The organism is Nocardia sp. NPDC006044 (assembly GCF_042871115.1).
Lineage (GTDB): Bacteria > Actinomycetota > Actinomycetes > Mycobacteriales > Mycobacteriaceae > Nocardia.
This window is the reverse complement of the sequence record NZ_JBIAID010000004.1, coordinates 394,555-421,198: the sequence shown is the minus strand read 5'-3', so window position 1 is coordinate 421,198 and position 26,644 is coordinate 394,555. Positions and strand designations below refer to the sequence as shown.

At 68.5% G+C, this 26,644-nt stretch carries 26 protein-coding genes; 19 read left to right on the top strand and 7 right to left on the bottom strand.

The features are described from left to right. Positions 1 to 46: 46 nt before the first annotated feature. From ACFYO1_RS33215 to ACFYO1_RS33195, 5 genes are all read left to right on the top strand, one after another. A complete protein-coding gene (locus tag ACFYO1_RS33215) occupies positions 47 to 778 on the top strand; it encodes a DUF2071 domain-containing protein (protein ID WP_387239848.1) in 732 nt (243 codons plus the stop codon). Positions 779 to 862: 84 nt separating this feature from the next. Next, positions 863 to 1,309, top strand: a complete 447-nt coding sequence (locus ACFYO1_RS33210) for an FAD-dependent oxidoreductase (RefSeq protein WP_387239845.1) — start codon at positions 863 to 865, stop codon at positions 1,307 to 1,309. Between the two features lie 144 nt (positions 1,310 to 1,453). Further along, positions 1,454 to 2,389 (top strand): alpha/beta hydrolase family protein, encoded by a 936-nt coding sequence (locus ACFYO1_RS33205; RefSeq protein WP_387239842.1) that lies wholly within the window; start codon positions 1,454 to 1,456, stop codon positions 2,387 to 2,389. Positions 2,390 to 2,476: 87 nt separating this feature from the next. After that, positions 2,477 to 3,142 carry a hypothetical protein gene (locus ACFYO1_RS33200; protein WP_387239839.1) on the top strand — a complete coding sequence of 222 codons (666 nt, stop codon included), beginning with the start codon at positions 2,477 to 2,479 and terminating at the stop codon, positions 3,140 to 3,142. A gap of 158 nt (positions 3,143 to 3,300) precedes the next feature. Then, complete coding sequence (locus tag ACFYO1_RS33195; RefSeq protein WP_387239836.1) at positions 3,301 to 4,821, top strand: FAD-dependent monooxygenase; 1,521 nt, start codon at positions 3,301 to 3,303, stop codon at positions 4,819 to 4,821. Between the two features lie 57 nt (positions 4,822 to 4,878). Here ACFYO1_RS33195 and ACFYO1_RS33190 read toward each other — a convergent pair whose 3' ends face one another. Next, positions 4,879 to 5,670: a MerR family transcriptional regulator gene (locus ACFYO1_RS33190; protein ID WP_387239833.1), complete on the bottom strand. Its 792-nt coding sequence runs from the start codon at positions 5,668 to 5,670 to the stop codon at positions 4,879 to 4,881. A 70-nt stretch (positions 5,671 to 5,740) separates the two neighbouring features. Further along, on the bottom strand, positions 5,741 to 7,402 hold the full coding sequence (locus ACFYO1_RS33185) for a bifunctional 3'-5' exonuclease/DNA polymerase (RefSeq protein ID WP_387239830.1): 1,662 nt from the start codon (positions 7,400 to 7,402) through the stop codon (positions 5,741 to 5,743). A gap of 111 nt (positions 7,403 to 7,513) precedes the next feature. Between ACFYO1_RS33185 and ACFYO1_RS33180 the strand changes: the two genes are divergently transcribed. Both ACFYO1_RS33180 and ACFYO1_RS33175 read left to right on the top strand, forming a co-directional pair. Beyond that, positions 7,514 to 8,110 (top strand): winged helix-turn-helix domain-containing protein, encoded by a 597-nt coding sequence (locus tag ACFYO1_RS33180; protein WP_387239827.1) that lies wholly within the window; start codon positions 7,514 to 7,516, stop codon positions 8,108 to 8,110. 11 nt (positions 8,111 to 8,121) lie between these two features. Continuing rightward, on the top strand, positions 8,122 to 9,393 hold the full coding sequence (locus ACFYO1_RS33175) for an MFS transporter (RefSeq protein WP_387239824.1): 1,272 nt from the start codon (positions 8,122 to 8,124) through the stop codon (positions 9,391 to 9,393). 56 nt (positions 9,394 to 9,449) lie between these two features. Here the strand turns inward: ACFYO1_RS33175 and ACFYO1_RS33170 are convergent, their stop codons facing one another. Further along, positions 9,450 to 11,564 (bottom strand): HelD family protein, encoded by a 2,115-nt coding sequence (locus tag ACFYO1_RS33170; RefSeq protein WP_387239821.1) that lies wholly within the window; start codon positions 11,562 to 11,564, stop codon positions 9,450 to 9,452. A gap of 101 nt (positions 11,565 to 11,665) precedes the next feature. Here ACFYO1_RS33170 and ACFYO1_RS33165 point away from each other — a divergent pair, with 101 nt between their 5' ends. Further along, on the top strand, positions 11,666 to 12,298 hold the full coding sequence (locus tag ACFYO1_RS33165) for a TetR/AcrR family transcriptional regulator (RefSeq protein ID WP_387239818.1): 633 nt from the start codon (positions 11,666 to 11,668) through the stop codon (positions 12,296 to 12,298). A 134-nt stretch (positions 12,299 to 12,432) separates the two neighbouring features. Here the strand turns inward: ACFYO1_RS33165 and ACFYO1_RS33160 are convergent, their stop codons facing one another. Further along, positions 12,433 to 12,933: a hypothetical protein gene (locus ACFYO1_RS33160; protein WP_387239815.1), complete on the bottom strand. Its 501-nt coding sequence runs from the start codon at positions 12,931 to 12,933 to the stop codon at positions 12,433 to 12,435. A 289-nt stretch (positions 12,934 to 13,222) separates the two neighbouring features. Here ACFYO1_RS33160 and ACFYO1_RS33155 point away from each other — a divergent pair, with 289 nt between their 5' ends. From ACFYO1_RS33155 to ACFYO1_RS33130, 6 genes are all read left to right on the top strand, one after another. Then, positions 13,223 to 13,423: a hypothetical protein gene (locus ACFYO1_RS33155; RefSeq protein WP_387239812.1), complete on the top strand. Its 201-nt coding sequence runs from the start codon at positions 13,223 to 13,225 to the stop codon at positions 13,421 to 13,423. Further along, entirely contained in the window at positions 13,423 to 14,100 is a 678-nt protein-coding gene (locus tag ACFYO1_RS33150) for a response regulator (RefSeq protein ID WP_387239809.1), read from the top strand. The genes ACFYO1_RS33155 and ACFYO1_RS33150 overlap by 1 nt, the downstream gene beginning before the upstream one ends. A 68-nt stretch (positions 14,101 to 14,168) precedes the next feature. Further along, on the top strand, positions 14,169 to 15,260 hold the full coding sequence (locus ACFYO1_RS33145) for a histidine kinase (RefSeq protein WP_387239806.1): 1,092 nt from the start codon (positions 14,169 to 14,171) through the stop codon (positions 15,258 to 15,260). Positions 15,261 to 15,548: 288 nt separating this feature from the next. Beyond that, complete coding sequence (locus ACFYO1_RS33140) at positions 15,549 to 16,568, top strand: serine hydrolase domain-containing protein (RefSeq protein WP_387239803.1); 1,020 nt, start codon at positions 15,549 to 15,551, stop codon at positions 16,566 to 16,568. A 111-nt stretch (positions 16,569 to 16,679) separates the two neighbouring features. Further along, a complete protein-coding gene (locus ACFYO1_RS33135) occupies positions 16,680 to 17,477 on the top strand; it encodes a hypothetical protein (protein WP_387239801.1) in 798 nt (265 codons plus the stop codon). Between the two features lie 109 nt (positions 17,478 to 17,586). Beyond that, positions 17,587 to 17,721 (top strand): hypothetical protein, encoded by a 135-nt coding sequence (locus ACFYO1_RS33130; RefSeq protein ID WP_387239798.1) that lies wholly within the window; start codon positions 17,587 to 17,589, stop codon positions 17,719 to 17,721. 24 nt (positions 17,722 to 17,745) lie between these two features. Here the strand turns inward: ACFYO1_RS33130 and ACFYO1_RS33125 are convergent, their stop codons facing one another. Continuing rightward, positions 17,746 to 18,135, bottom strand: coding sequence for a nuclear transport factor 2 family protein (locus ACFYO1_RS33125; RefSeq protein WP_387239795.1), 390 nt, complete (start codon positions 18,133 to 18,135; stop codon positions 17,746 to 17,748). Positions 18,136 to 18,222: 87 nt separating this feature from the next. On the opposite strand from ACFYO1_RS33125, the gene ACFYO1_RS33120 reads away from it, so the two are divergent. Further along, entirely contained in the window at positions 18,223 to 18,669 is a 447-nt protein-coding gene (locus ACFYO1_RS33120; RefSeq protein ID WP_387239792.1) for a MarR family winged helix-turn-helix transcriptional regulator, read from the top strand. A gap of 13 nt (positions 18,670 to 18,682) precedes the next feature. On the opposite strand, the gene ACFYO1_RS33115 is transcribed toward ACFYO1_RS33120, so the two are convergent. Beyond that, positions 18,683 to 19,693, bottom strand: coding sequence for a LacI family DNA-binding transcriptional regulator (locus tag ACFYO1_RS33115; protein WP_387239789.1), 1,011 nt, complete (start codon positions 19,691 to 19,693; stop codon positions 18,683 to 18,685). Positions 19,694 to 19,930: 237 nt separating this feature from the next. Between ACFYO1_RS33115 and ACFYO1_RS33110 the strand changes: the two genes are divergently transcribed. From ACFYO1_RS33110 to ACFYO1_RS33095, 4 genes are all read left to right on the top strand, one after another. Continuing rightward, positions 19,931 to 21,511: a sugar ABC transporter ATP-binding protein gene (locus ACFYO1_RS33110; protein ID WP_387239786.1), complete on the top strand. Its 1,581-nt coding sequence runs from the start codon at positions 19,931 to 19,933 to the stop codon at positions 21,509 to 21,511. A 52-nt stretch (positions 21,512 to 21,563) separates the two neighbouring features. After that, positions 21,564 to 22,712, top strand: coding sequence for an ABC transporter permease (locus ACFYO1_RS33105; RefSeq protein ID WP_387239783.1), 1,149 nt, complete (start codon positions 21,564 to 21,566; stop codon positions 22,710 to 22,712). Between the two features lie 65 nt (positions 22,713 to 22,777). After that, positions 22,778 to 23,761 carry a substrate-binding domain-containing protein gene (locus tag ACFYO1_RS33100; protein ID WP_387239780.1) on the top strand — a complete coding sequence of 328 codons (984 nt, stop codon included), beginning with the start codon at positions 22,778 to 22,780 and terminating at the stop codon, positions 23,759 to 23,761. A 97-nt stretch (positions 23,762 to 23,858) separates the two neighbouring features. Beyond that, entirely contained in the window at positions 23,859 to 24,134 is a 276-nt protein-coding gene (locus ACFYO1_RS33095) for a hypothetical protein (RefSeq protein WP_387239777.1), read from the top strand. Here the strand turns inward: ACFYO1_RS33095 and hrpB are convergent. Beyond that, positions 24,131 to 26,572 carry an ATP-dependent helicase HrpB gene (hrpB, locus tag ACFYO1_RS33090; RefSeq protein WP_387239774.1) on the bottom strand — a complete coding sequence of 814 codons (2,442 nt, stop codon included), beginning with the start codon at positions 26,570 to 26,572 and terminating at the stop codon, positions 24,131 to 24,133. The genes ACFYO1_RS33095 and hrpB overlap by 4 nt on opposite strands. Positions 26,573 to 26,644: the final 72 nt, after the last annotated feature.

Below are 26,644 nucleotides of genomic sequence, written 5' to 3'. Positions count from 1 at the left end.
TCCACCGCAGCAGCGGCGCAGCCGGCCCCGGGAGAGGAATTGCGCCATGATGCCGCAGATTTCGAGCATCATCGAAAGACGACTGCTGATCAATTATCGCGTCGAGCCCGAAGTGGTCGCGGGTATGTTGCCCGCGCCGCTGCGACCGCATCTGGCGAACGACTGGGCGGTCGCGGGGATCTGCCTGGTCCGGCTCGGCCAGGTGCGTCCGGTCGGGCTGCCGAGTGCGGTCGGGGTGCGCAGCGAGAATGCCGCGCATCGGATCGCCGTCGAATGGGACGGTCCGGACGGAGTCGAGAGCGGTGTCTATATTCCGCGGCGGGACAGCGGGTCATCGTTGAATGTGGCGCTCGGCGGGCGATTGTTCCCCGGCGTGCACAGTTTCGCCCGCTTCGACGTCGTGGAGAGCGAACGCGATCTGCACGTCGCTTACACGACCCGCGACAATTCGACCCGGGTCAGCGTAGATGTGCGCACCGTCGGCGAATTCGGCGGGAGCATGCTGTTCCCGCATCTGCGCGCCGCGTCGGATTTCTTCCGCGAGGGCCGCGTCGGTTACTCGGCCAGCCGCGACGGCACCCGGCTCGACGGACTCGAGTTGTCCACCGACGCCTGGCAGGTCCACCCGGCCCACACCCACGCCGTCCGCTCGACCTTCTTCGACGACCCTGCCCGATTCCCCAGCGGCAGTGCGACTCTCGACTGCACCCTGCTCATGCGCGACGTGCCCGCCAACTGGAACGTCACCGAGCCGATGCGATTACCAGCGATGGCGTGATCCGGTAGGTTTCGCGAACGACCGGATGCGGCCGCTGCCCGGCTGGCGCCCGAGGTCGAACCGGTAGCGGACGCCCTCGCCGTGATGTTCGGCCGCCGCGTCGAACGGCTCGGTCTGTCCGATGCCGAACTGAGTGCGGCGTCGGGTGCGGAACTGCGCGCGCTGGTGCTGGAGCAACTCGCCGGTTGGCATCCGTTGCTGACCGGGATCGTCGAGAGCTGCACTCCGTCAAGCATTTTCGCGATCCGCGTGCGCAGCGGCGTGCCCCTTCCGCAGTGGCCCGCGTCGCGTGTGACGCTGCTCGGGGACGCGATCCATGCGATGAGTCCGGCCGCCGGGGCGGGCGCGAATATCGCACTCCGGGACGGTGCCGCCCTCGCGGCGGCGCTGGCCGAGGTCGGTGCCGGTCGTCCGGTGACGGCGGCTATTCAGGATTACGAGCAGGCGATGGCGCGGGCGGGTTTCCGGATGGTTCGGCTCTCGGCAGCGAACGGGACGCGGATGGTCGGGGCGGATCCGCTGCCTCGGTGAGCGAAGCGGCCGTTGACAAAGCGGAACGGCGCTCCGTATATTAATCGGAGCGGCGTTCCGATTAAATGCCGCCAACCCTGCCCCTTCCGAAAACGGCAGTGGCCGAACAGAATCGGCTACGGTCATCGAGCGGAAAGACAACTCATGAGCGAGAACAACTTCGGCCAGACCCCCGTCCTCTCGGTCAGTCCGATAACGCTGACGGTTTCCGGACGCCCCGTCGACCTGCAATTGCGCGTATCCGCCCCCACGACCGGCGGCGACCTGCCGATCATCCTGCTCTCGCATGGTCAGGGGCACTCGAACAATCTCTCCTCCTTGAACGGCTATGCGCCCCTGGTCAATTACTGGGCGGCACACGGTTTCGTCGTCATCCAGCCCACCCACCTGAGTTCCTCGACTTTGCGGTTGGACCCCGATACCCCTGGGGCACCGATGTATTGGCGGTCCCGCGCGGAGGATATGACGCACATCCTCGACCAGCTGAACGTGCTCGAATCCGCCGTGCCGCAACTCCGCGGACGGCTCGACCACAGCAAGGTCGCCGTCGCCGGGCACTCGATGGGTGGGCACACCGCGAGCCTGCTGCTGGGCGCGCGGCTCACGGACAACGGAACCGAGGTGAACCTCGCCGATCCGCGCATCACGGCGGGTGTGTTGCTGGCCGCGCCCGGCCGGGGTGGCGATGCCCTCACCGAGTTCGTCACGCGGAACTATCCGTTCTTCTCGACCACGGACTTCGCCGAGATGCGGACACCGACGCTGGTGGTCGCGGGCGACAAAGACGCTTCGGCGCATCTGACCGTCGACGGTCCGGATTGGCACACCGATCCGTACTTCCTCGCCCCCGGCCCCAAGTCCCTGCTCACCCTCTTCGGCGCGGAGCACGGGCTCGGCGGGATCTCGGGCTACGACGTCGCCGAGACCACCGACGAGAATCCGGCGCGCGTGGCCGCGGTCCAGCGACTCACCTGGGCCTACCTGCGTAGCGAGTTCTTCCCGGGTGATGCCGCGTGGCAGGCGGCGCGGGACGCGCTGACGGCGGACGCCGACCCGCTCGGCCGGGTGGAATCGAAGTAAGCCGCAACGGTGTCCTCCGAATACCGCGAAACACGGTGCGATGCACACTGATCCGATTATGTCGGCGGGTACCGCTAGCCTGCTGACATGGTCGGAATGGACTCGGCGCTGCGCCGGCTGACGCGCGATGCGGGCAAGCTGCTGCTGCCCTATGGTTTCGAGGGCTCGGAGGGTTTGTGGTTGCGGGAGGTGCCGGGTGGCCTGGCATCCGTCGGGCGCACCCGGACGCAGCGCACCTGGACCGACGGGCAGCAGGTGCTCCGGTTCGGGTTGTGCCTGAGCGCGACGCCGCTCGCCTGGTGGGAGTTCCGTAACTGGCGCAACGAGCAGTCGGGCCTGGCCCCCGTGCCGATCGAGCGGGCGAGCGGTCCCGGCCTGCTCACCGAGCGCGGCCTACCGGCGAACCTGACCGAGCAGTGGTCGCTGCGGGTCGACCCGGACCTACCCGGCGGGCACGCGCTGCAAGCGGACGTCGACACCATCCGAGCCGAGCTGCCCAAGCGCGTGCACACCTACGCACGCCGGGCACTTCGACTATTGGAGCCCGACGGATACCTCGATGAACTGCTGGCCGACCCGGACCCGCAGTTCGCGACCCGGGAGGCGATCGTCGTCCTGCTCGCCGATCGTGGGCCGGGACCGGAACTGGATGACGCGGTGACCCGACTCCGTGCGTGCCGCGTAGACCCGGACACGTCGAACTACGTCGAGACCCTCATCGAATACGCCCAAGGACGGGCCGCGCTGGTGTGAGCAGATCCGTTCGCGCCCTTGCCAATAGATTGCCGGAAGTTCGAATCCCTACCCTTTCCGCTCCCAACATATAGCGCACCAGGGGACTTGCCGCAAGACCCGGGCCGTGCGGCATACTCATCCGCCGTTAGCCAGAACCTGCGTAAATGGGAGTTTGAGTGACCGACACCGACGTGATCATCGTGGGCGCGGGCCCGAGTGGCCTGATGCTGGCCGGTGAGTTGCGCCTGGCCGGAGTGCGTTCGCTGGTACTGGAACGGCAGTCGCAGCGGCGCGACACCCCGAAGGCGAGTGGCATCGGCGGTCGAATCCTGGACCTGCTGCGTTACCGCGGCCTGCTGGACCGGTTCGAGGCGATCAGCAGCGATCCGCACCTCGCGCCCCGATTCCCGTTCGGCAACATCTATTTGGACTTCACCGGCATGGCCGATGTGCCGATGCACGCGTTGCCGATCCCGCAGCGGGAGATCGAGCGCCTGCTCGACGAGCATGCTCGCGAACTCGGCGCGGAGATCCGGCGCGGGCACGAGGTGGTCGGGGTGCGCCAGGACGAGGACACGGTGACCGCGGACGTGCGCGGACCGGACGGAACCCATCAGGTGACCGCCCGCTACCTGGTCGGTTGCGACGGTGGACGCAGCCGGATCCGCGAGCTGGCCGCAATTCCCTTCCCCGGCACCACCTATCCGGAGGTCAACCGGCTGGCCCAGGTCACCGTGCCGGATACGGTGACGGTGCTGGACAACGGCGACATCGAGGTCCCCGGGTTGGGCCGCGTCGCTTCCGGTTTCACCCGGACCGACCGCGGCGTGTTCGCGTTCGCGATCATGGACGGTGTGTGGTCCATGCAGACCACCGAGGACGAATCGACCGAATACGACGACGACGAACCGCTGACCATCGCCGAGGTCGCGGCCAGCGCTCGCCGGGTGCTCGGCGCGGAGCTGCCGCTGGGCGAGCCGATTCGGCTGTCGCGCTACACCTTCAAGGACCGGCAGGCCGAGCGATACCGGGACGGGCGGATCATGCTGGCCGGCGATGCGGCCCACCTGTTCCCCGCCACCGGCACGGCGATCAATGTCGGCATGCTCGACACGGTCAACCTGGCTTGGAAGCTGGGCGCGGCGATCAACGGCTGGGCGCCGGACGGCCTGCTCGACACCTATCACGACGAACGCCACCTCGCCGGCGCCCGCGCCATGCTGCAAACGCGGGCACAGGTGGCGTTGCGCCGCGGCGACGATCTCGCCGCCGACGCGCTGCGGCAGGTGTTCCAGGAACTGGTCAGCGACGAGCCGGCGTTGCGGCGCATGGGCGAGCTGGTCGGCCATGCCGATATCCGCTATCCGATGCCCGGTTCCGAACACCACCCGTTGACCGGCACGTTCGCGCCCGACCTCACCCTGCACACCGATGCCGGCGTCACCAGTGTCGCGGGACTCCTGCGCGGTGCCCGCCCCGTCCTGCTCGACCTCGCGGATCGTCCGGAGTTCCGGGAGGTCGCCCGCGAGTGGCAGGACCGCGTCGACATCCGGACCGCGAAAACCGGTGACCGCCCGGCCGACGCGCTACTGATCCGCCCGGACGCGCACATCGCCTGGGCCGCAACGATCGACGAACCCGTCGAAACCGCGGTGCGCACGCTGCGCGACGCGCTCACCCACTGGTTCGGCGCTTAACGCAGGTCGTGGCCGCCCTCGGCGCGAGGGCGGCCGCGGCGTCGTTCGCGCTTGCGCTCATGCCCAGCCGGGCTCGGGCGAGGCCTCGATCTCCTCGCCGACGCGGGCCAGCACATCGATCTGGGCCGGGTTGTAGAGATCGTTCACCGCCACCTCCGCCGCCTGCCAGGCATACCGCGCGCCGCGGGGCGCGTCGACATACGGGTTCAGCAGATTCGGATGCTTGGTGAGCATCGTCCGGACCTGTGGCACCATCCGCGCGGCCAGGTTTCGGCGGGTCTGCGCGTCGGCGTCGGCGGGCAGGTTGTCGAACTCGACGGCGGCGGGGTCTGCCTTGTAGGTCTGGAGCATCTCGATATACGCGTCGATGCCTGCCGGGCCGAGCACCCGGGCCAGCACGACGACGAACGCGCGATCGGCGTCGGACAGGTCCGCGTGCGCGGCCGCCTGGGCCAGCGCGGGCGGCAGATCGGTTGGTGCGGCCTGCTGCAGGGTCTGGGCCAGCTCGACCCGAATGCGTTGCATGCGTTCGATGCTCGCCGCGAGCTCGGTGTCCAAGGCGCGCAGGGCCTGTTCGGGATGTTCGGCGGCCTCGCCCATCTCGGCGATCTGGGCCAGCGAGAACCCGAGATCGGTCAGGCGTTTGATCCGCAGCAGCCGCACCAGGTGCGCGACGCCGTAACTCTTGTAGCCGTTCGACCGTCGTTCGGGTTCGTTGAGCAGCCCGACCTCGTGATAGTGCCGCACCGCCCGCACGCTCGTGCCGGCCAGATCGGCTAGCTGACGAGTACTCCACGCCACGACTGCCCCCTCAGGAATCGGAGTTGCCGGCACTAGGGTGCCGGACATCGAACCCAGTCAAAACCATGCCGCTGCGGCATGGTCAACCGGCCGTTCCGTCGGCTCCGGGAGCCCGCGATCATTTGGCGTCCCAGTAGCACTCCACGATCGCTGTGGTGAACGGAAATCGCACCGGCGTGGGCCCGAACGCGATCCGGCCCGCGTTGTCGGCCGCGGCGGCGATCATCTCCGCGACCTGCGCGGCCTCCTCGGCCGGGCAGTGCACGATGACCTCGTCGTGCTGGAAGAAGACGAGTTCGGCGCGAAGGCCGGCGGTGTGCATCGCGTGGCGCAGGCCGGCCAGCACCAGCAGCGCCCAGTCGGCGGCGCTGCCCTGCACCACGAAGTTGCGGGTGAACCGACCGCGAGCGCGTGCCGCGGCGGTACCGTATCGGACTTCCTCCTGGGGCAGGTCCGCCTCGTCGGGCGGCGCGACGGACACCGGCGTGCAGGTGCGGCCCATCCAGGTGCGGACCAGGCGGCCCTCCTCCCCGGCGTGCGCCGCGTCGTCGACGTAGGCGATCGCGGCCGGATACCGGCGGCGCAGCTCGGCCATGTGGGTGAGCGCGTCGCCGGAGGTCTGACCGTAAATGGCGCCCAGCAGGGCGATTTTGGCTTGGTCGCGGTCGCCGCCGAAGGCGCGGGCGGCCAGGTCCGCGTACAGGTCGTCGCCGCGGCCCGCGACCTCCATCAGCCCGGGATCACGCGACACCGCGGCCAGTACCCGCGGCTCCATCTGATCGGCATCCGCGACGACCAGGGTCCAGCCGGGGTCCGCGCGGATCGCTTGTCGTACCACCTTCGGAATCTGTAGTGCGCCACCACCATTGGTCGTCCAGCGGCCGGTAACCGTTCCACCGGGCAGGTATTCGGGCCGGAACCGGCCGTCGTGCACCCACTGTTCGAGCCAGGCCCAGCCGTTGGCGGTGTGCAGGCGGTACAGCGATTTGTAGGCCAGCAGCGGCGCGACGGCCGGATGATCGATCCGCTGGAGCTCCCATTTTCGAGTGGAGGACAACAGGATGCCGGCTCGGGCAAAGGCTTTGATGATGTCTTGCGGAAGGTCGGCCCGGACGCGCACGCCGAGCGCTCGCGACACCTCGTCGGCCAGCTCCGCCATCTTGCGCGGTTCCGAACTGCCGGGAAAGCGTTCGCCCAGCATCTTGTCCAGCAGTTCGCGGTGCACGTCCGCGCGCCACGGGACCCCGGCCCGATGCATCTCCGTGGCCACCAGCATGCCCGCCGACTCGGACGCGACCAGCAACCGCATGCGGTCCGGGTATTCGGTTTTCGCCGTGCGCGCCACCTGACCCGCGTAAACCTGCAGCAGGGCGGTGAATTCGTCCGTTCCGGGCGGCAGCGGGACCGGACCGGACTCGAACAGCGACGGCTGGGTCTCGGCGGCCCGGGCGGGCGCGTCCAGCGGGACGGGCAGGTTGTGCAGCCGCGCCCACGCGGCCGCCAGCGAGCGCGGCTGACCCGACTGCCCCTCCTCGTGGCCGATCAGCAGCGACTCGGCGGCCTGCACGTCGTAGCACCGATCCACCCGCACACCGGCCGCCAGCAGCGTCCGGTAGATCTCCGCCGTGGACCGCCACACCCACCGATCGACCTCCGGACGCGAGCGCACCGCCTCGGCCAGCGAGGGCTCGTGCAGCACCGGCCCCGCCGGATGACCGTCCTGATCGAGCGGACACAGACGCGCACCCCCCTCCTCCGCTTCGGCCAGCGCCCATCTCATGCCCCAGAGTCTGGCATCGAGGACCGACAGATCCGCTCGCCCCCGCGCCGGAGTCGCGACCGACTCCCCGAATTGCTTGTAAAGAAACCTTTCTAAAGATATCTTTAGATGGTGGCTGATCAACATTTGCCCAGCTCAATCCGGCTGACCGATCCGCGGGCGCTGCGTGCTTACGCGCATCCGACGCGGCTGGCGCTGGTCGGGCTATTGCGGCGGGAGGGGCCGATGACGGCGACTCGGGCGGCGGATGCGATCGGGGAAAGTGTGGCCGGCTGCTCGTTTCACCTGCGACAGCTGGCGAAGTACGGGCTGGTGGAGGAGGCCGGGGGCGGGCGTGGGCGGGAGAAGCCGTGGCGGGCCACCGCGGTGTTCACCAGTTGGGAGGCACGCACCACCGATCCCGCGGCGGCGGCCGCGACGGAGGCGCTCGAATTGGCCGTCGCCGAGCGGTATTTCGAACTCATGGCGCGTTGGATTCGGACCCGCGCCGAGGAGCCGGCCGACTGGCAGGAAGCCGCTCGGTTCGGCGATACGGTACTGCACCTGACGGCGGCCGAGTTGACCGAGCTGGGTACGAAGTTCCAGGAATTGACGCAGCCGTACCTGGAACGGCTCGACGACGCGGATATGCGACCTGCTGGGTCTCGACCGATTACGTTGTTGCAGTTGGCCTTTCCCGCAGACGCCACTGGCGGGAATAACCAGTAGGTCCGGGAATCGTGTCCGCGCCGCCCTCGATCCCGCTGTCCGGCAGGCGAAAACGCTGGCTCCCCGAGCTGCTGCGCGACGTGAGCTTCCGCCGCTATTGGACCGGCCAGGCGATATCCACCTTCGGCGACCAGATTTCGTTCGTCGTGATCCCGATGGTCGCCGTCCTGGTCACGCACGCCGACGCCGCACAGATGGGCCTGCTGATGGCGGCAGGATGGTTGCCGCACTTGCTGTTCGGCTTACCGGCCGGCGTCTGGGCGGATCGTCGCGCACGCCGGCGCCGGGTGATGATGACGGCCGATCTCGGCCGATTCCTCCTCGTCTCCAGCATCCCGCTGGTCTACTTCGCCGACGAGCTGACCCTCACCCAGCTCTACGTCGTCGCGTTCTCGGTGGGCACGCTGTCCGTCTTCTTCGACGTCTGCAACGCGTCCCTGTTCCCCGCTCTCGTTGCGCCGCAACGCTATATCTCGGGCAACTCGCTGATCAGCGCCAGCCGCGCGATGTCGCAGATGGCCGGTCCGAGCATCGGTGGCCTTCTGGTCCAGCTGTTCTCGGCGCCGACCGCCCTGCTTGCCGACGCGGTGTCGTTCCTGGCCTCCGCCGTCACCCTGGCTCGCATCGCGCCGCCGGAACTGCCTGCGCAGCAACCGGTTCGCGGTCAGTTCACCGAGGGCATCCGGTTCATCGCGGGCTCGCCCATCATGCGCGCCGCGCTGGCCGCCACCGCTACCGTCAACTTCTTCACCTTGATGGTGGCCGCGTTGTTCATGCTGTACGCCATCGATGTTCTGCGCCTCGAGCCCGGCCTGATCGGTGTGGTCCTGGGTGCGGGTGCGGTCGGTGGCCTACTCGGTGCGGTCACCGCAGGCCCGCTCGCCGACCGGATCGGCGTCGGTCCGACCTTCATTGCCGGCTGCATCGCTTTCCCTGCCCCGATGCTGCTGATTCCGGCGGCCCACGGCACCGGCCCGGTCGTCCTCGCCCTCCTCACCGCCGCCGAATTCGGTTCCGGCCTCGGCGTGATGTGGCTGGACATCGCCGCGTCGTCCCTCTTCACCGCGATCACCCCGAATCGCTTGCTCGCCCGCGTGTCCGGCGCCTACCGGGCCGTCAACTACGGGGTCCGCCCGCTCGGTTCGCTGGCGGGCGGCACGCTCGCCACCGCTATCGGGCTGCGCCCCACGCTCTGGATCGCTACCGTCGCCGCACTCACCGCCTTCCTCTTCCTGCTCCCCTCCCCTATCCCGCGCCTCGAAGCATGCCCCGACGACCAGTGAATCGCTGGAGACCTGGAGTGTCGCCGGTCTATTCCGAGTGGTCGATCCGGGGGGTGTCAGACGCTCATCGCGGGTTCCTGCGCCAAGGGGGCGGGTAAGGGGTCGGCGTGAATTATGTGGAGGTTGCTGACGGCTCGGGTGAGGGCGACGTAAAGGCGTTGCAGGCCACGTTGTTCCGCGGCGGCGATGCGAGCGGGCTCGACGACCAGAACGGTGTCGAATTCCAAGCCCTTCGCGAGGGTGACCGGGACCAGCGCCAGGCGGGTGGGGTCGATGTTCTCGTCAGCTCCGAGGACAGTGTGCGGTAAATCGTTGGCGGACAGGACTCTACGTAGCTCCGGGATGTCGCCATCGGCGGCGATCAGGCCTATGGATCCTGCCTCGGCCAACGCGAACGCGCATGCCTCCAGGACTGCCTCGGTGAGATTTTCTGTTGCGGCCCTGGTTATTCGGAGAGCATCCACCGATTGCCGATAGGACGCGGGGCCGCGTAGTTCCGGCGCGATGTGGGGCAGCAGGCGGGCAGCGAAGTCGATGATCTGCGCGGGGACGCGGTAGCCGCGGGTGAGTTCCTCGATCTGCCCGTCCGGTCGGCCGAGGTGGTCGAGTACCGCGGTCCAGTCTTCCGCGGCGGACGGGCTGGTGGCCTGGGCCAGGTCACCGAGGACGGTGCAGGCGCCGGCGACGCGGCGGCCGATCGCGCGGATCTGCATCGGGCTGAGGTCTTGAGCTTCGTCGACCACGATGTGGCCGAGTTTCGCCGGACGTTCGATCAGCCCCGAGGCCTCGTCGATGAGGGCGAGGTCAGGGCTGGACCAGGTCATCGTCTTCGGGCTGCGCGGGCGTGGCTCGCGGAGGATGGCCTGTTGCTCGTCGGCGGTGAGGATGCCCTCGGCCGCGCGGGCGAGCTCGCCGGGGTCGGTGAGGATGTCGAAAACCATTCGGACGGCATCGGTTTCGGGCCAGATCTGCTGGACGGCGCGGACGATCGCCCGATTGCGGCCGAGCTGACGCAACGTGCCGGGCCCGACCGGATGACCGCCGCGTTCCAGCTGACGCAGCACGAGCAGGGCCAGCCGCTGGGCAAGCAGTTCGATGCCGCTGCTGTAGTCGGTCCCGCGCCCGCGCACCTCGGCGAGTTCGTCGGCGAGTTCCTCGGGATACAGATGCCAGGTGCGCTGCGCATGCTTCACCCGCACTGGTTCCTCCATCGGCCGGATCCGCGAGAACAGGTGCCGCCGAAGGACTTCGGCCATCCGCGCATCGCCCTTGATCCGTTCGGTCCGTGGATCTTCGGCCCGCGTGACCGTGATGCCCGGGTCGGTGAGTTCAGCGATCGTGGTCTGCAAGACCTCCACTTCACCGAGGGCAGGCAGCACATTGCGGACGTAGGCGAGGAACGACCGGTTGGGTCCGATCACCGCGACCCCACCCTCGCGCTGCAACCGATCTCGCTCGGTGAACAGCAGATACGCCAGCCGGTGCAAGCCGACGGCGGTCTTTCCGGTGCCGGGCGCGCCCTGGACACACAGCGTGCGCTCCAGCGGCGAACGCACCAGGCTCATCTGTTCGGGCTGGATCGTGGCCACGATGTCGCGCATCGGGCCCTTGCGTGGCCGTTCGATCTCCGCGGCGAGCAGATCGCTCGCGTCGGTCCGGGCGAACCGGTAGTCCAGCGATTCGTCCTCGAAGGCGGTCAGCGCGCCTTCGTGGTCGAACCCGAACCGGCGGCGTACCCGTACCCGCATCGAATCCTGGTGGCTCACTTCGTAAAAGGCGCGCGAGAGCGGAGCACGCCAGTCGATGACCATGAGTTCGCCCGCCTCGTCACTGACGCCGCGACGTCCGATATAGACCCGATCGCTGTCGGGCGCGGACGACGGCGCACCGATATCCCGGACCGTGTCGTAGACATCGCCCCACGGGAAGTCGAGACGTCCGAAGAACAGCGGCACATCATCGAGCCCGGACAGCTCTGCGATCTGCCGCTTGTGGAACTGCCGGGCCGCGAAGTTCTGCATTTTGTCGAAGGCATCGCCCTCGCCCCGGCCGGTGGCCAGCGCGGTGACGGCTTCTTCGCGCATGCGAGTCAGCGCCGCGCGGCAGGCGCCCAGGTAGTCGCGTTCGGCCCGGATCTCGGGCTCGACGTGGTCGTGATCAGTGTGCTGCATGGTCGCGTCAACCCCCACTTCGATAGACATTTAACTTAACTCGGTTAATTATATGCCCTAGTCAAATTATTTATCCGGTCGGATTTCGCTACGCTGTGCGTATGGACGAGCCCGGATTGCGCGAGCGCAAGAAGAGTCGCACCCGGCAGGCGATCGTGGACGCGGCCTTCACGCTGTTCCAGGAGTCGGGGTTCGACGGCGTCTCGGTCGCCGATATCGCGGCCGCGGCCGAGGTGTCCAAGCCGACGCTGTTCGCCTACTTCCCCACGAAGGAAGATCTGGTGCTGCGCCGGTTCATCGGCGGCGGGCGGGGGTCCGCGGTCGTGGTCCGGGAACGTCCGGCGGGCACGTCCGCGCTGGGGGCGCTGCGGCAGAACTTCCTCGAGCTACTCGCCGAGCGCGATCCGCTCACCGGACTCAACGACACGCCGGAGGCCGTCACGTTCCACAACCTGCTGTATTCGACGCCCGCGTTGATGGCTCATCTGGCCGGATACATGGTCGCGCAGGAACGAGATCTGGCCGACGCACTGCGCGACACCGTCGAGCCGAACGACGAGTTCACCGCGCATCTCGTTGCGGCACAGGTGTTCAGCGCACAGCGGATCCTCACGTATCACAATGCCCAGGCCATACGCTCCGGCCGGCGCGCCGACGAAATCTACCCCACGGCGGTGGCGCGTGCCGAGACCGCCTTCGGTCTTCTGGAGCGCGGCCTGGCCGCAGGTCACTGACAACGGCCCATCCGACGCTGCCGATTCGTCCGGAAACGCGTTGCAGGCGTGCATGATTCGCGTGCGATTCGGAACGGGCGGATGGTGGCGGCACGGAGAGTCCACCACCAGCACGCCTCGTCATCGGTCCGGTGTCAGTGCCGGCAGAGCCATTCGGTGCCGTAGTGCGCGGCGTCGCCGCCGGTGAGATGGACCCAGCGGCCGTCGCCCTCGCACGGGGCGCCCTCGACTCGGGCGGAGTCCTGCGGGGTGGTCGTCGGGGTTGCGACCGGCGCAGTGGTTTCGGGGCCGGCGCCGTGGTTCGGGTTCGTGCAGATGGTGCCTTCACACGGCACCCAGGTGCCATCGCCGTTCGGGCTGGGGATGGCGTTGGGGCCGATGTAGCTACCCAGCGGACAACCCGGATCCTGGTTCTTGGCGCAGTACTCCGGGCTCAGATTGTTGTTGGTGGAGCCGTCGGCGCCACGCTGCTGAGTGGATTCCGGAGCGGGACTCACCGCGGGCACCGACGTGGTGGTCGGCGCAGATGACGTGGTCGTCGTCGCCTTAACGCTGGTGGTGCTCGGTGTGGGCTCGGAGTCGTCCGAACATGCGGCGACGCCGAGCACAGCGACCACCCCGATCAAGACTGCCAACGTGCGTTTCATATCCCTGCCTCTCGATTGGACCACGAACCCGCACCGGCTATTTCCGGGCGATCAGCGGATGCACGGGTCGAGTCTTCAGGTGGATCGTCCCGGCACGGCGCATTGCGGCCTGCGACGGTGTGTCTCTACCCGGGCCGCGCGTGCGGTCTCTAACTTTCGACAGAGAGACAATTACCGCTGTGAGGTGATGTGGCGGACCGGCGCTACCGGCAACACTGGACCGCACGCCGAGCCAACGGGTCGGCGACGAATATTCGACCAGCGAGGAGTGGATCAGATGGCGCAGCAGGAATGGCACGGAACGGTGGTCAAGAAGTCGCGCGGCCTGCTCGACGGAGCCAACCTCTATCGTCGCCTGGTGGTGCGGCTCGACGACGGGAGCACGGTGAAGGTGCGGGTCGGCCGGACGCTCTGGGATTCGCTCGACGCGGGCGACTCGGTGACCAAACGCAGTGGCGCCGAACCTGTCAAAGACTGATGCCGGTCACGGTGCTGATCGCCGACGATCAAGCGCTGGTGCGTACCGGACTTCGGCTGATCCTGGAGACCAGGGACGATATCCAGGTCGTCGGTGAGGCCGGAAACGGTGCGGAGGCAGTGGGTTTGGCCGCACGAACCCGGCCCGACGTCGTCCTTATGGATCTGCGGATGCCGGGCGTCGACGGGGTGCAGGCCACGCAGCAATTGATGAAGGCGGAGCATCGTCCGTCGGTGATCGTGCTGACCACCTTCGACGAGGACGAATTGCTGTACGCGGCACTGCGGGCCGGTGCGGGCGGATTCCTGTTGAAGGATGCCAGGGCGGCCGAACTGGTCGAGGCCATCCGCGTGGTGGCCGGCGGTGAGGCGCTGCTCGCACCGCGGGTCACCCGGCGGCTGCTGGACCGGTTCGTGGCCGAGGTCCACCCGGACCCCGCGGCGACTCCGCACCTGGCCGAACTCACCCACCGTGAGGTCGAGGTGCTCACCTTGATCGCGCAGGCCGCCTCCAACGCCGAGATCGCGGCGACACTCGACGTCACCGAAGGCACCGTGAAAACCCATGTCTCGGCCATCTTGCGCAAACTCGGACTCCGCGATCGAGTGCAGGCGGTGGTCCTCGCCTACGACCTCGGCCTGGTCCGGCCTCGGCCACCCGGCGAGTGGGGCGCGTGAACCCGGCGTCCCGGACACGCTGATCCGTGCGTCTTCCGCGGATCCGCAGGCCCGGTAGCGTCGGCGGCGTGCCGGATCTGTTCGAGACGCGATTGTCCCGACGATGGCGGGTGCTGCTGGTCGCGTGCACTCTCGCCACGATCGCGCCGATGGCGCTGCTCATCCCGCAGCCCGCACTCACCCCGGCCGGCCGCTTCGCCGCACTCGCGCTGGTGGTGTGCCAGATCGCAGTGGTCTGGTGGATGGATCGCAGGCCGTTGCTCGTCACCGCGGTCTCGCTGTTCATCGGCGCGGCCCTGGAATTGATGCGTCTGCCACTCGGGCCGGGCGTCGCCCTGATCGTGCTGACGACGCTCGCCTGGTTACGCCCGGCCCGGATATCGCTGTGGGGACTGGGCGCGGCGGTTGGGCTCTTCGCCGCCGCACTCGGCGCCACCGACCGGTGGTCGGCGGCCCTGCTCTGGTCCGGCGCGGCGGCGCTGGCGTGGAGCTGGGGTGCGCTCGGCCGAGCCAGATCGGCCCGGCGCGAGTCCGAAGCGCGACGCATGGTGTTGCAGGAGCGAGCGCGGATCACCCGCGAACTGCACGACGTGCTCGCCCACACCGTGTCGCTGATGGTGCTGCAGGCCGCGGCCGCCAACGATGTCTTCGACACCCATCCGGCCAAGGCGAAGCTGGCCATCGAAGCGGTCGAGGACGTCGGCAGGCAAGCCCTCGACGAGGTGCGCAGGCTGCTCGGGGTGATCGGTGACGATCGCGACCACACCGCGTCCGCGCCCGAGCTCGACGACCTGGACCGGCTGGCGGAGACCATTTCCAAGGCGGGCGTCGAGGTGACCGTGCACCGGCACGGAAGCATCGAGGTGGCGCCGGCGGTCGCGGAGTCCGCGTATCGGATCGTGCAGGAATCGTTGACCAATGTCCTGCGTCATGCCGGTGCGAAGCAGGCCGAAGTCGATATCCGGGTCGCCGGTGGACAACTCGTCGTGACGGTCACCGACACCGGTGGCGGCGGCGACCACCATGATCACGGCGGCGGACGCGGACTGGACGGAATGCGCCAGCGTGCAACGCAATTGGGCGGTCGACTGGAGGCGGGACCGGCACCGGAGGGCGGCTTCCGGGTCGCGGCGTGGTTACCCGCCCACGGGCATCGCTAGCGCCCGATCGCGTCTCGTGACGGTGGTGCCTGCACCACCGAAAAGAGAGGGGCCTACCGGATAGAGCGGCCACTCGGTTTTTTCATACCGTGACTGCGTCCGCGACAGAAGGGAATCGTCTTGCGCATCCGGGTATGGGATCGATCGCTGGCCACGATGGTGGCCACCGGGGCAGTAGTCGCCGCAGTGGCGACGTCATGCAGTTCCACGGGAACGGATCGGCTCGAGCCCGTCGTCGGCGCCGACAGTCGGGCGAAAATCGTTGAGGCCCTGAATAATCTGGTCTCGGTGGGCCGCCTGCCCGGCGCGCAGATCGTGATCACCGACCACGGTCAGGTCTGGACCGCGAACGCGGGGACGGGCGACCGCGAGCAAGGCACGCCTTTCCCCGATGACGCCCGCGTCCGGATCGCCAGTAACACGAAGGTATTCGTGTCCACCGTCATGCTGCAATTGGTGGCCGAGGGCAAGGTCGATCTGGACGGTCCGGTGGAACGGTATCTGCCGGGTGTCGTACAGGGACCGGGCATCGACGGAAATCGGATCACTATCCGGAACATGTTGCAGCACAACAGCGGCATTCCCGAGTACGCGGCCGAGTTCGGCACGACACCGAAACCGGGGCAGATATCCACCTACAACGAGCAAGTCCGTTGGGGGAGAAGGGATATCGCCGAAGTGGTGCGCAACGCCCTCACCGCCCCCGCCGATTTCGAACCCGGTACCCGGTGGGCCTACTCCAATACCAACTACGCCCTCGCCGGGATGGTGATCGAGAAGGTCACCGGAAACTCGCTCGGCACGGAGATCACCCGTCGCATCATCGAGCCGCTCGCCCTGCACGGCACCTACTATCCGGACCCGGACGAAACCACGATCCGCGGTCCGCACCCGCGCGGCTACGCCGAGATCGACGGAGCCCTGGTCGATTACACCGACCAGAACGTCACTTCGGCCGGTGCGGCCGGCGCGATGGTGTCCACCGGCGCCGATCTCAATCAGTTCTTCACCGCGCTCCTCGACGGCAAGCTGCTACCGCCCGCCCAACTGGAAGAGATGAAAACGACCGTCCCTCTGCCGGTTACGGGCCCGCCCGTCGGCTACGGCCTCGGTCTCATGCAGAGCCGGCTCCCCTGCGGCAAGGACAGCTGGGGCCACGGCGGCGACATCGACGGCTTCGAAACCCGCGGCGGCGTCACCGCCGACGGCCGCTCGGTCACCGTCATCGCCAATCAGGTCCCCACTACCCCACAGCCCACCCGCGACATCAACCAACTCGTCGAAACCGCTCTCTGCGCCATGAACTGAACACGGTTGCGGCCCGGTCGATGTGACAGGGCATGAGCGCGACTGCCGGTTGAGCCGCGGGGCGGCCGGGATTCGAACCTCGGGAAAGCCCGGTCCGGTACCGTTCGGGCCATGTCCGAGCAGCATCGCGCGCAGGCAGGGGACTCGAGAACCTACACCTGGGAGGTCGTGGGTCTCGGGGCGGAGGGAGAATCGGTGGTCGATGCCGGGATCGGTGAACTCGGGTTTCCCGACCCGTGCACCGGTCGTACCTGCGCGAATCACATCGAGGTGGGGACGGCGGTGCTCGACCGAGTGGCGGCCGACATCCTGGTCGACCATCGGAACGCGGTGCTGGACGCGCGCCTCGACGAGGAGCCGGATCCCGTCCCCTCCCTGGCCCGGTTGACCCTGGTCGTGCGCGACGGCGAAGGCAACGAAAAGCTTTCGACGACAGCGGCTTTGAGCTACCCCGAGATCACGGTCGAGGACTTCGACACCTATCGCAAGCAACTCGCGCTGGCCGAGAAGCACGAGCAACGGCGGCGGGAACGGCGGGAACGGGCCCTTGCCGCGGGCACCTCGGCGCCGCCGACGGCACCCGCCGATCCCCGCCTCGGCACCCTCATACTGAATCTGCGCGTAGAGGCCGAAACCGTGCGCCAGGAGGTCCCCGACCCCGATCACTGCCGGGAGCAGCTCGCGCTCGCGCAGAACACCGTGCGAACCGCCACCGAAGCGGCGGCCCGCGCGCACCGCGAAGGTTCGCCGACCGAGGTCGAACACGCCACCGCGTTCATCGCCCGCTGGACGCCGCGGATCGACCGCTGGGCCGCCTTCCTCGAACTGACCACCGAGGCCTACGCCGACGCGGATGCCGTCGACTCCCTGGCCGACCGCATCAGCCTGCAACCGCCGGCCGACCGGTAGTCACACATCACACCCTTCGGCCGAATCGAGATCAGCCGACCGCGTTTGAGGCCCGCACAACCGGGAATCGCCGTGCTGACCCCAGCGCCCATCTACCGGAGGCTTCGAAATGGCACAGTCGCGCACCGCCACCCAACCGGCTCTCATCGACAACATCCACGGCGCGCTCCTGGCAGTACTGCTGATGGTGACGATCGGCGCGTTCGGCCTCTTCTGCGCGCTCACCGCCGCGTTCCCGTACTGACCCTTGCCGCTTGGCCGAGAACGGTCAGCGGGCGCTGCCGAGATGCTGATCTTCGGCCTGCCCCGCGAGCATGGTGGTGGTTTCGATGATCTGCCGGAAGCGGCCGTCGGCGGCGAATTCGGCGAACACCAAGACCTCGAAAGCCGCTGTGCTGCCGTCGATTTTGGTGGCGTGCACGGTGTGCCGGTCGGCGTAGCGCGCGCCGTCGATGAACTCGTCGTGCACCTCGACATAGCCGCCGGTAAGCACCCCGCGCAGGTGGGTGATGTGCTCGGCGAATTCCGCGCGGTCGCTCCATACACCGTCGGTGCGCTGCCGGTAGTCGTCGGCGAAGTGCCGGGTGACGGCGGCGGCGACGTCGTGCTCCCGGTCGAACAGCAGGTCGTTGAGGGCTGCGGCGATGTTGGTGGTCATGTCTAGCTCCTTCGATCATATGCGTGCATCGTGCACGCATATGACTGTACCGCAGATGCGTGCTCGATGCACGCTATTCTTTGACGCATGACAGATCAGGGAGTCGGTGCACGCGTCGCCGAGGCCATCGCCGAGTTGCTGCGCCGTCGAACCAGGGAAGGCATCTACGCCGAGCTCACCGAGGGCCTCGGACCGGAGGTGGACGCGGCGACCTACCCGGTACTCAGCGCGCTCGGCCGGTTCGGTCCACGCAGCGCGGCCGCGCTGGCCGCCGAAATCGGCCTGGACCGATCGGTGACCAGCCGACACGCATCCCGGCTCGAGCGGGCGGACCTGGTGCGGCGCTCCCCCGACCCGGCCGACGCCCGAGCCACCCTGCTGACCTTGACCGAGGAAGGGCAGCGCGCGGTCGAGGTGATGCGCAAGCGGCTCGCGCGACGATTCGATCAGCACCTGGCCGGTTGGCCCGAGGACGAGGCGCGGGCGTTCGCCGCCGCGCTGACCCGCTTCGTCCGCGAGGCGCCGTTCGGCTGAATCCGCCTGCCGCTCAGGCGATGACGCTCCGGCTGGTGCTCTCCCGGACGCGCAATCGGGCGGGCAGCACGACCCGCTGCACCGGGAATTCCGCACCGGCGATCCGCCGCAGCAGCAATTCGGTTGCCTGCCTGCCGATTTCGTAGCTCGGCTGTTCGACCAGGGTGATCGGCGGCGCGAACCCCGCCCAGCTCATCTCGTCGAACCCGGCCAGCAGGATGTCGCCGGGGAAGGTGACCCCGGCATCGGCGAGCGCGTGTAAGGCACCGGCCATCATCAGGTTGTTGCCGACGAACAACCCGTCGGGCCGGTCGGGCAACGCGAGAATCGCTCGCGCCGCGGCCCGTCCGCCCTCGATGCGATAGTCACCGCGCAGTTCGAGATCCGGGTCGAGCTCGATTCCGGCCTGGCGCAACGCGGCTCGATACCCGCTGAGCCGCCCGGTCGCCGTCGACGCGTGGGACGGCCCGGTGATCATCGCGATCCGCTTGCAGCCGGCCGCGACGAGGTGGTCGACGGCTTCCTTGGCGGCCTTCTGATTGTTGACCGTCACGCTGTCCACGTCGGCCGAGCGCAGCCGCCGATCGATCGCGACCACCGGAATACCCCGATCGGTGAGCGTGCCGATTCGGCTGTTCGCGGCGGAGGCCGGGGCCAGCACCACCCCCGCCATCCGCTCTGCGGCGGCGACCTCCAGGTACCGCTGCTCCTTGTCCAGGCTCTCGTCCGAATTGGCCAGCACCACCGAGTAATCACGCTCGCTCGCAGCGTCTTCCACCCCGCGGGCCAGCGCGGTGAAGAACGGATTCTGGATGTCGGTGATGATCAGACCCAGCACCCTGGTCGCCCGGGTGCGCAACGATCTGGCCTGACTGTTCGGCCGGTAGTTGAGCTTGCCGACCGCGGCGCGCACCCGCTCGCGCAGGTCCGGCGCGACCCGCGGATCGGCGTTGAGCACCCGCGAGACGGTGGCCGGTGACACCCCGGCCAGGGCCGCGACGTCGCGGATCGTCACCGTCGCCATCTGCGGGCTACCACCCTTCGATCCCGTGCCCGCTCGCTATCCGGGAAAACGATTTCTCGGATAGCGGTCGAGAAGTGCTGGTGGCAACTGTAGCCGAGAAGATTGCTCGCTCAACGGGCTTGACGGTTCGCCGACTCGAAATTTAGGGTGACAGAAATCGATTTCTGAGACCGACGTCACATCCCGTGGATCAGTCGATCGCGGCAGCCACCCGTTGACGAGGGGGGAGCCAGCCCCGTGACCGGTACCGATGGCCACGCGCCGTTGCTCGCCATGAGCGGCATCGTCAAGGAATTCCCCGGGGTGAAAGCGCTACGCGGAGTAGAACTCACCCTGCGCGAGGGTGAGGTGCTGGCGCTGCTCGGCGAAAACGGCGCGGGGAAATCGACTTTGATGAACGTGCTCGCCGGCGTGTTCACCCCCGACGCGGGCAGCATCGAAATAGCGGGCAGCCCCGCGCATCTGCGCTCCCCCAAGGACGCCGCCCGGCACGGCGTCGCGATGATCCACCAGGAACTGAACCTGGTACCGGAGCTGTCCATCGCCGACAACATCTTCCTCGGCCAGGAACGGCGCACCGCCTGGGGCACGCTGGCCCGCTCGGACATGGACGCGCGCACGGGCGACCTGCTGGCCCGGGTCGGCCTGGACCTGAAGCCGCGCAGGCTGGTTCGGCAATGCCGCCTGGCCGAGCAGCAGCTCATCGAGGTCGCCAAGGCGCTCAACCACGACCTGAAGATCCTGGTGATGGACGAGCCGACCTCCGCCCTCACCGAGGCGGAGGTGGAACGGCTGTTCGCCGTCATCCGCAACCTGACCGGCCACGGGGTCGGCGTCATCTACATCTCGCACCGGATCGAGGAGCTGGAGGAGATCGCCGACACCGTCACCGTGCTGCGCGACGGCGCCTACGTGGCCCAGCGGCCGATGCGCGGCACGCGGCGGGCCGAACTCATCCAGCTGATGGTGGGTCGTCCGCTCGGTGAGCTGTTTCCGCGCGGCGCGCAACAGCACGCGGGCGGGCAGGCGCGACTGACCGTCGAACATCTGACGACCGCGCCCGCCGTCGACAGCGACGCAGTTCCCCTGCACGACTTGTCCTTCGAAGTAGCCGAGGGTGAAATCGTCGGACTGGCCGGATTGATGGGGGCCGGGCGCAGCGAGGTCCTCGAGGCCCTTTACGGTGCCGCCACCGGGGTCAGCGCACGGATCACCCTCGCCGGTCGTCGCTACCGGCCGCGCAGTCCGCGGCACGCCATCGAGCACGGCATCGCGCTCGTCGCCGAGGACCGCAAGGCGCAGAGCCTGATGCTGGCCAACACCGTGCGCTTCAATGCTTCGCTGGCCTCGCTGGATCGCTATCTGCGCCCGTGGCGGACGGTCGACGCGAAGCGCGAGCGCGCCGCGGTCACCGCGAAAGTCGTTGAGCTGAAGGTGAAGACTGCGTCGCTGGCCACCGTCGTCGACACGTTGTCCGGCGGCAATCAGCAGAAGGTCGTGCTCGCCAAGTGCCTGCTCACCCATCCGTCGGTGCTGCTGATGGACGAGCCGACCCGCGGCATCGACGTCGGCGCGAAAGCCGAAGTCCACGCGCTGATGGACGAACTGGCCCGCCAGGGCGCGGCGATCCTCGCGGTGTCCTCGGAACTGCTCGAACTGATCGGCATGTGCGACCGCATCCTCGTGCTCTGCGAGGGCAGGCTGACCGGGGAGTTCCATCGAGATCCGGCCCGTGGCGCGCCCTTCGATCAGGAGGCGATCCTCGCGGCGGCGATGGCCAGGGCGCCCGCCACCGGCGTGCGACGCGAAACAGGTTGAGGCCGAACCGAAACGAACCCCAGCCGACGCAGTGCGACCCTCAGGACCGAGCATGACGGACAGCAAGACTCCGGCCGACGATCAGCGTTCCGCGGCGTCGGCGCTGTGGTCACGCGTTACCCGGCTGACGCCCTATCTGGGTGCCGCGCAAGGATATATCGGTCTGCTGCTGGTGATTCTGATCGGCATCGGCACCAAGGGGCAGTACTTCTGGAATCAGACCAACATCACCAACGCGATCACGGCGTTCTCCTCCCGTGGCATTCTCGCGGTCGGCGTCACTCTGGTGATCATCACCGCGGGCATCGATCTGTCCGTGGGGTCGATCCTCGGCATCGGCTCGATGACCGCCGCGATGCTGCTGGTCCAGCACAGTCTGAACCCGTGGCTGATCGTCCCGGCGTGCGCGCTGGTGGGCGCGTTCTTCGGGCTGTGCAACGGGCTCGGGACCACCGTGCTGCGGATCCAGTCGTTCGTGATGACGCTGGCCATGCTGTCGGTGGTCCGCGGCATCGACAGACAGGTGTCGGGCAATGTCGCCGTGGGCACGGCGGTCTACGACGAGAACGGGCGCCTCACCCCGAGCGCGTCCGAGTTCGCGCTGCTCGGCACCCCCGGCCACACCCTGTTCAAGGGCACCTGGCTGCCGCTGTTCGGCACCGCCGGAATCTCCTATCCGGTCCTCGCTTTCGTTGCCGTCTGCGTCGTGACCCAGCTGATCCTGTCCAAGACCACATTCGGCCGGCACATCTACGCCGTCGGCGGTAATCCCACTGCCGCAAGACTTTCCGGCGTGAATGTGACGCTGGTGATCATCGCGGTATTCACCCTGTCCGGGATGCTGGCCGGATTCGCCGGGCCGATCGACGCCGCCTACCGGGCGTCCGGAGATCCCCTGGCGGGCACCGGTTACGAGCTGGACGCCATCGCCGCCGCGGTGATCGGCGGCGCCAGCCTGGCCGGCGGAAAGGGCGCTATCACCGGCACTTTCGTCGGCGCGCTCATCCTCACCCTGCTCGACAACGTGCTCGGCCTGAACGCGGTCAGCGACAACGCTCAGCTGATCATCAAGGGCCTGATCGTCGTGGTGGCCGTGGTGCTGCAACGGCCAGGATTCTTCCGCGGTCTCACCGGACCGCTGGCCCGATGGCTACCCCGCGGGCCGGGCGCTCGGCGCCCGCACGAAAGCAGCGGCACCTGATGCCGTTTCGCGACCCCGGCCGCGCGGCCGAAGTCGTGGCCCACCACCTGTTTCCAGGAGTGAAAATGCGATCCATCCGCCGCACAGTTCTCACCGCGGTCGCGCTGTGTACCACGGCCGTGGCCGCCGCGGCCTGCGCGTCCAACCCGCCGAGCCCGTCGGACGGCGGCCAATTCGTCATCGGCTATTCGCAATCCAACAACGCCGAGCCCTACCGGGCCCAGCTCAACCTGCAATTGCAGTACTTCGCCAAGCAGCACCCCGATTTCAAGCTGCTGCCGATCACCGATGCGCACCAGGACAGCGCGACGCAGGTGAGCCAGGTGCAGACCTTCATCCAGCAGAAGGTCAACGCGCTCATCGTCTCGCCCAACGAACCGGCCCCGCTCACCGCCGCCGTGCAGCAGGCCTGCGATGCCAAGATCCCGGTGATCATCCTGGACCGCAACGTCAATACCGACTGCTACGACTCGTTCATCGGTGGCGACAACTATCTCATCGGCAAGCTCGCCGGGGAGGCCGCGGTGCAGGCGCTGCCCAACGGCGGCAATGTCGTCGAACTGCGCGGCATTCTGTCCGATCACCCGCAGATCGACCGCGACAAGGGTTTCCGGGACGCGATCGCCGGCCACAACGTCACCATCATCGAGGACCAGGAGGCGAAATGGCTGAAGGCCAACGCCACCACGGTGACTCAGCAATGGCTGTCCAAGGGTGACAAGATCGACCTCGTCTACGCGCACAACGACGATATGGCGCTCGGCGCCCAGCTCGCCATTCAGGGTGCGGGCAAGGCCGGTTCGATCCAGATCATCGGCATCGACGGGCTCGCCATTCCGACCGGCGGGATCCGCGCCGTGCAGAACGGGCAGTTGCTCACGACGTTCGTCTATCCGACCGGCGCCGAGCAGGCGGTCGCCACTCTGGACAAGTTGCTGCACCAGCAGCCGGTGGAGAAGAAGCAGGTGTTGGACACGATGCGAGTGACGCCGGCCAATGCCGCGCAGCTCTATCAGCAGTACGACATGTCCGACAAGCTGGGCAAGTAACACCGGGTAGTGATCCCGGCTCTCGCTCGGTCGTGTAACACGCTGGCCGCCAGCGCGATTCAACCCATGCGAGGGACGGGACAGTACCATGTACGAATTGCGACAACGGCAACCGTGGCGTCTATGGCAGCTGTGGTGGGTGGGGCGACTGTGGCGATTGGTGTTGTTCTGCCGGATACTCGACCATCGGCTGGTTCGACCGCTGCTCGGTACGGCAGCGGCACTGGCGCTGATCATCGGTGGGGCGATGTTGTTCGAGTTCCACGACCCGGCGCCGAATCCGCAGTGGCGGGTGTGCACACAGCCGATCATCAAACCGCCGCCCGCGGATCCGTCCTGCCAGGGGAATCTACCGCCCGAGCCGAAACGCTAACCCCGACCGGCGTTCCGGGCGGTGCCGCGATGGGCGGGAACCGTGGCCGGGTCTTCTGGCCAGGCGTGTTTGGGGTAGCGGCCACGCAGGTCCGCGCGCACTTGCGGCCAGCCGGTGCGCCAGAAGGAGGCCAGATCCGCGGTTACCGCGACGGGGCGCTGGGCGGGTGAAAGCAGGTGCAGCACAATGGGGATGCGGCCATCGGCCAGGCGCGGCGCGTCGGTCCAGCCGAAGACCTCCTGCACCTTGACCGCCAGTACCGGCGGGTCGGTCGAATAGTCGAGGCGGGGGTGGCTGCCGGAGGGGACCTGGAGGCGTTCCGGGGCGAGTTCGTCCAGGCGGGTGGCGTCCGGCCAGGGCAGCAGACGACGCAGCGCCGGTCCGGCGTCGACGCGTTCGAGGTCGGCGCGTTTGCGGGCGGTGGCGAGTTCGGGGCCGAGCCACCTGTCGGCGGCGGCGAGCAGCGAGTCGTCATCGACCGCGGGCCAGGGTTCGCCGAGGGTGCGGTGCAGGAATTCGAGGCGCTGACGTAAGGCGATCGCTGCGGGACTCCAGTTCAACAAGGCCAGACCGGTCGATTTCAACCCGTCCTGTAGCGCCGCGCTGAGCAATTCGCGGTCGGGGTTGCGAATGGGCTTCTCCGACAGCACGATCGCACCCAGACGTTCGACCCGGCGGGCGACCACGTCGCCGTCGGTCCACGCGACCTCGTCGCCGGTCGTCAGCAGGTTCGACGCGGCCCGGCGGGCCAGTTGTTCGTCGGCGACCGCCGCCGATCGGATCCACCCGTCGGAACGGCCCGGATCGCGGGTGGCCACGCCGACGGCCAGCCACTCCGCATCGCCGAGACCCGAGCCGTGCGGCAGCGTGACGGCGGTTCCGCTCACCATCAGATAGCTCGTGGATCCCGGTCCACGCCTGCGGGCGAGCCGCTCCGGATAGGCCAGTGCGACAACGAGAGCCGGATCATCGACGCCCTCCGCGGGATCGACCAGCCGGGCCAGTCGCTCGACCTCCTTGCGCCAGCGTGCCGGTCGTTCTCGGCGCAGTGCGCGCAGCCCGGCGGTGAGATCGACTCCGGCGATGAGGGTGTCGTCATCGAGGACGGTGACCACCTCTGCCGCGGCCCGCGCACCGACCTCCGGCGCTGCGTCGAGCAACGCTCGTGCCAAGCGGGGGTGCAGGCCGATCCGGGCGATGACTCGGCCGCGGCCGGTCACCGCGCCGTCACCGGCCACGGCGCCCAACGCGCGCAATACATCCCGGCCCGCGGCCAGACCGCCGGGTGGCGGAGGATCCCACCAGGCGAGACCGTCGCCGTCCGCGGTGCCCCAGCAGGCGAGTTCCAGCGCCAGCCTGGTCAGGTCCGCCGTCCGGATCTCCGGCTCCGGGTAGGCGGGCAGTGTGCTGTGCTCGTACTCCGGCCAGCAGCGCCAGACCTGCCCGGCGGCCTCGCGTCCGGCGCGGCCGGCGCGCTGCGCGGCGACCGCGGCCGAAACACGCACCGTCGCAAGGCCGGACAGGCCGCGTCCCCGATCGATGCGGGGCACTCGGGCCAGTCCCGAGTCGACGACCGCCCGGACGCCGGGCACCGTCAAGCTGGACTCCGCCACCGCCGTGGACAGCACCACACGCCGTCGCGAGCCCGGGCGCAACGCCGTGTCTTGGCCTGCGGCGGAGAGTCTCCCGTGCAGCGGAACGACGTCGACGTCCGGCACCTCGGCGAGAAGCGTTGCCGTCCGGCGTATTTCGGCGACACCGGGCAGGAAGACGAGCACGTCGCCTTCGGTTTCGGCGAGTGCCGCCCTGGTGGCGCGGGCCACCTGGGCTTCGATCCGCTCCCGTGGCAACGGCGGAACGTACGTCGTCTCCACCGGATACGCCCGTCCCTGCACTTCCACCACCGGGGCCGCTGCATCCCCGCCCAACAGCACCGAAAGCCGGTCCGCCGCAACGGTTGCCGACGTGGCGAGCACCCCGAGATCGGGCCGGAGCCCGGCCCGGGCGTCGAGGAGCAACGCCAGCAGCAGATCCGCGTCGAGATGCCGCTCGTGGCACTCGTCGAGCACCATTACATCCACCCCCGCCAACTCCGGATCGCCCTGCAACCGCCGCACCAGGAGGCCCGATGTAACGACCTCGACCCGCGTCGCCTTCCCCACTCGCCGGTCCCCCCGAACCGAATACCCGACCGTCTCCCCCACCGGCTCGCCCAGCAACGCGGCCATCCGCCCGGCGGCGGCGCGGGCCGCCAGCCGCCGCGGCTCGGCCACCAGCACCCGCCCGCTGGTCGCCGCCGCCAACGCCAGCGGGACCAAGGTCGTCTTGCCCGTCCCCGGCGGCGCGACCAGCACGGCGGTCTCGTGCTCGGCCAGGGTCGCGACGATTCGATCGAGCGCGCCGCGGACCGGCAGATCGGGAAGTTCAGGCAGTTTCATTACCGAACAGTCTGCAACCTCAGCGCCGAGCGGCGGCATCGGCCGTGGCGTGTGCGTCGAACGCGGCGATCC

Excerpts from the sequence above, each read along its gene's own strand:
- ACFYO1_RS33215 (WP_387239848.1), top strand. The coding sequence starts at position 47 with ATGATGCCGCAGATTTCGAGCATCATCGAAAGACGACTGCTGATCAAT.
- ACFYO1_RS33210 (WP_387239845.1), top strand. The coding sequence starts at position 863 with ATGTTCGGCCGCCGCGTCGAACGGCTCGGTCTGTCCGATGCCGAACTG.
- ACFYO1_RS33205 (WP_387239842.1), top strand. The coding sequence starts at position 1,454 with ATGAGCGAGAACAACTTCGGCCAGACCCCCGTCCTCTCGGTCAGTCCG.
- ACFYO1_RS33200 (WP_387239839.1), top strand. The coding sequence starts at position 2,477 with ATGGTCGGAATGGACTCGGCGCTGCGCCGGCTGACGCGCGATGCGGGC.
- ACFYO1_RS33190 (WP_387239833.1), bottom strand. The coding sequence starts at position 5,670 with ATGTCCGGCACCCTAGTGCCGGCAACTCCGATTCCTGAGGGGGCAGTC.
- ACFYO1_RS33185 (WP_387239830.1), bottom strand. The coding sequence starts at position 7,402 with ATGAGATGGGCGCTGGCCGAAGCGGAGGAGGGGGGTGCGCGTCTGTGT.
- ACFYO1_RS33170 (WP_387239821.1), bottom strand. The coding sequence starts at position 11,564 with ATGCAGCACACTGATCACGACCACGTCGAGCCCGAGATCCGGGCCGAA.
- ACFYO1_RS33165 (WP_387239818.1), top strand. The coding sequence starts at position 11,666 with ATGGACGAGCCCGGATTGCGCGAGCGCAAGAAGAGTCGCACCCGGCAG.
- ACFYO1_RS33155 (WP_387239812.1), top strand. The coding sequence starts at position 13,223 with ATGGCGCAGCAGGAATGGCACGGAACGGTGGTCAAGAAGTCGCGCGGC.
- ACFYO1_RS33150 (WP_387239809.1), top strand. The coding sequence starts at position 13,423 with ATGCCGGTCACGGTGCTGATCGCCGACGATCAAGCGCTGGTGCGTACC.
- ACFYO1_RS33135 (WP_387239801.1), top strand. The coding sequence starts at position 16,680 with ATGTCCGAGCAGCATCGCGCGCAGGCAGGGGACTCGAGAACCTACACC.
- ACFYO1_RS33130 (WP_387239798.1), top strand. The coding sequence starts at position 17,587 with ATGGCACAGTCGCGCACCGCCACCCAACCGGCTCTCATCGACAACATC.
- ACFYO1_RS33125 (WP_387239795.1), bottom strand. The coding sequence starts at position 18,135 with ATGACCACCAACATCGCCGCAGCCCTCAACGACCTGCTGTTCGACCGG.
- ACFYO1_RS33120 (WP_387239792.1), top strand. The coding sequence starts at position 18,223 with ATGACAGATCAGGGAGTCGGTGCACGCGTCGCCGAGGCCATCGCCGAG.
- ACFYO1_RS33115 (WP_387239789.1), bottom strand. The coding sequence starts at position 19,693 with ATGGCGACGGTGACGATCCGCGACGTCGCGGCCCTGGCCGGGGTGTCA.
- ACFYO1_RS33105 (WP_387239783.1), top strand. The coding sequence starts at position 21,564 with ATGACGGACAGCAAGACTCCGGCCGACGATCAGCGTTCCGCGGCGTCG.
- ACFYO1_RS33100 (WP_387239780.1), top strand. The coding sequence starts at position 22,778 with ATGCGATCCATCCGCCGCACAGTTCTCACCGCGGTCGCGCTGTGTACC.
- hrpB (WP_387239774.1), bottom strand. The coding sequence starts at position 26,572 with ATGAAACTGCCTGAACTTCCCGATCTGCCGGTCCGCGGCGCGCTCGAT.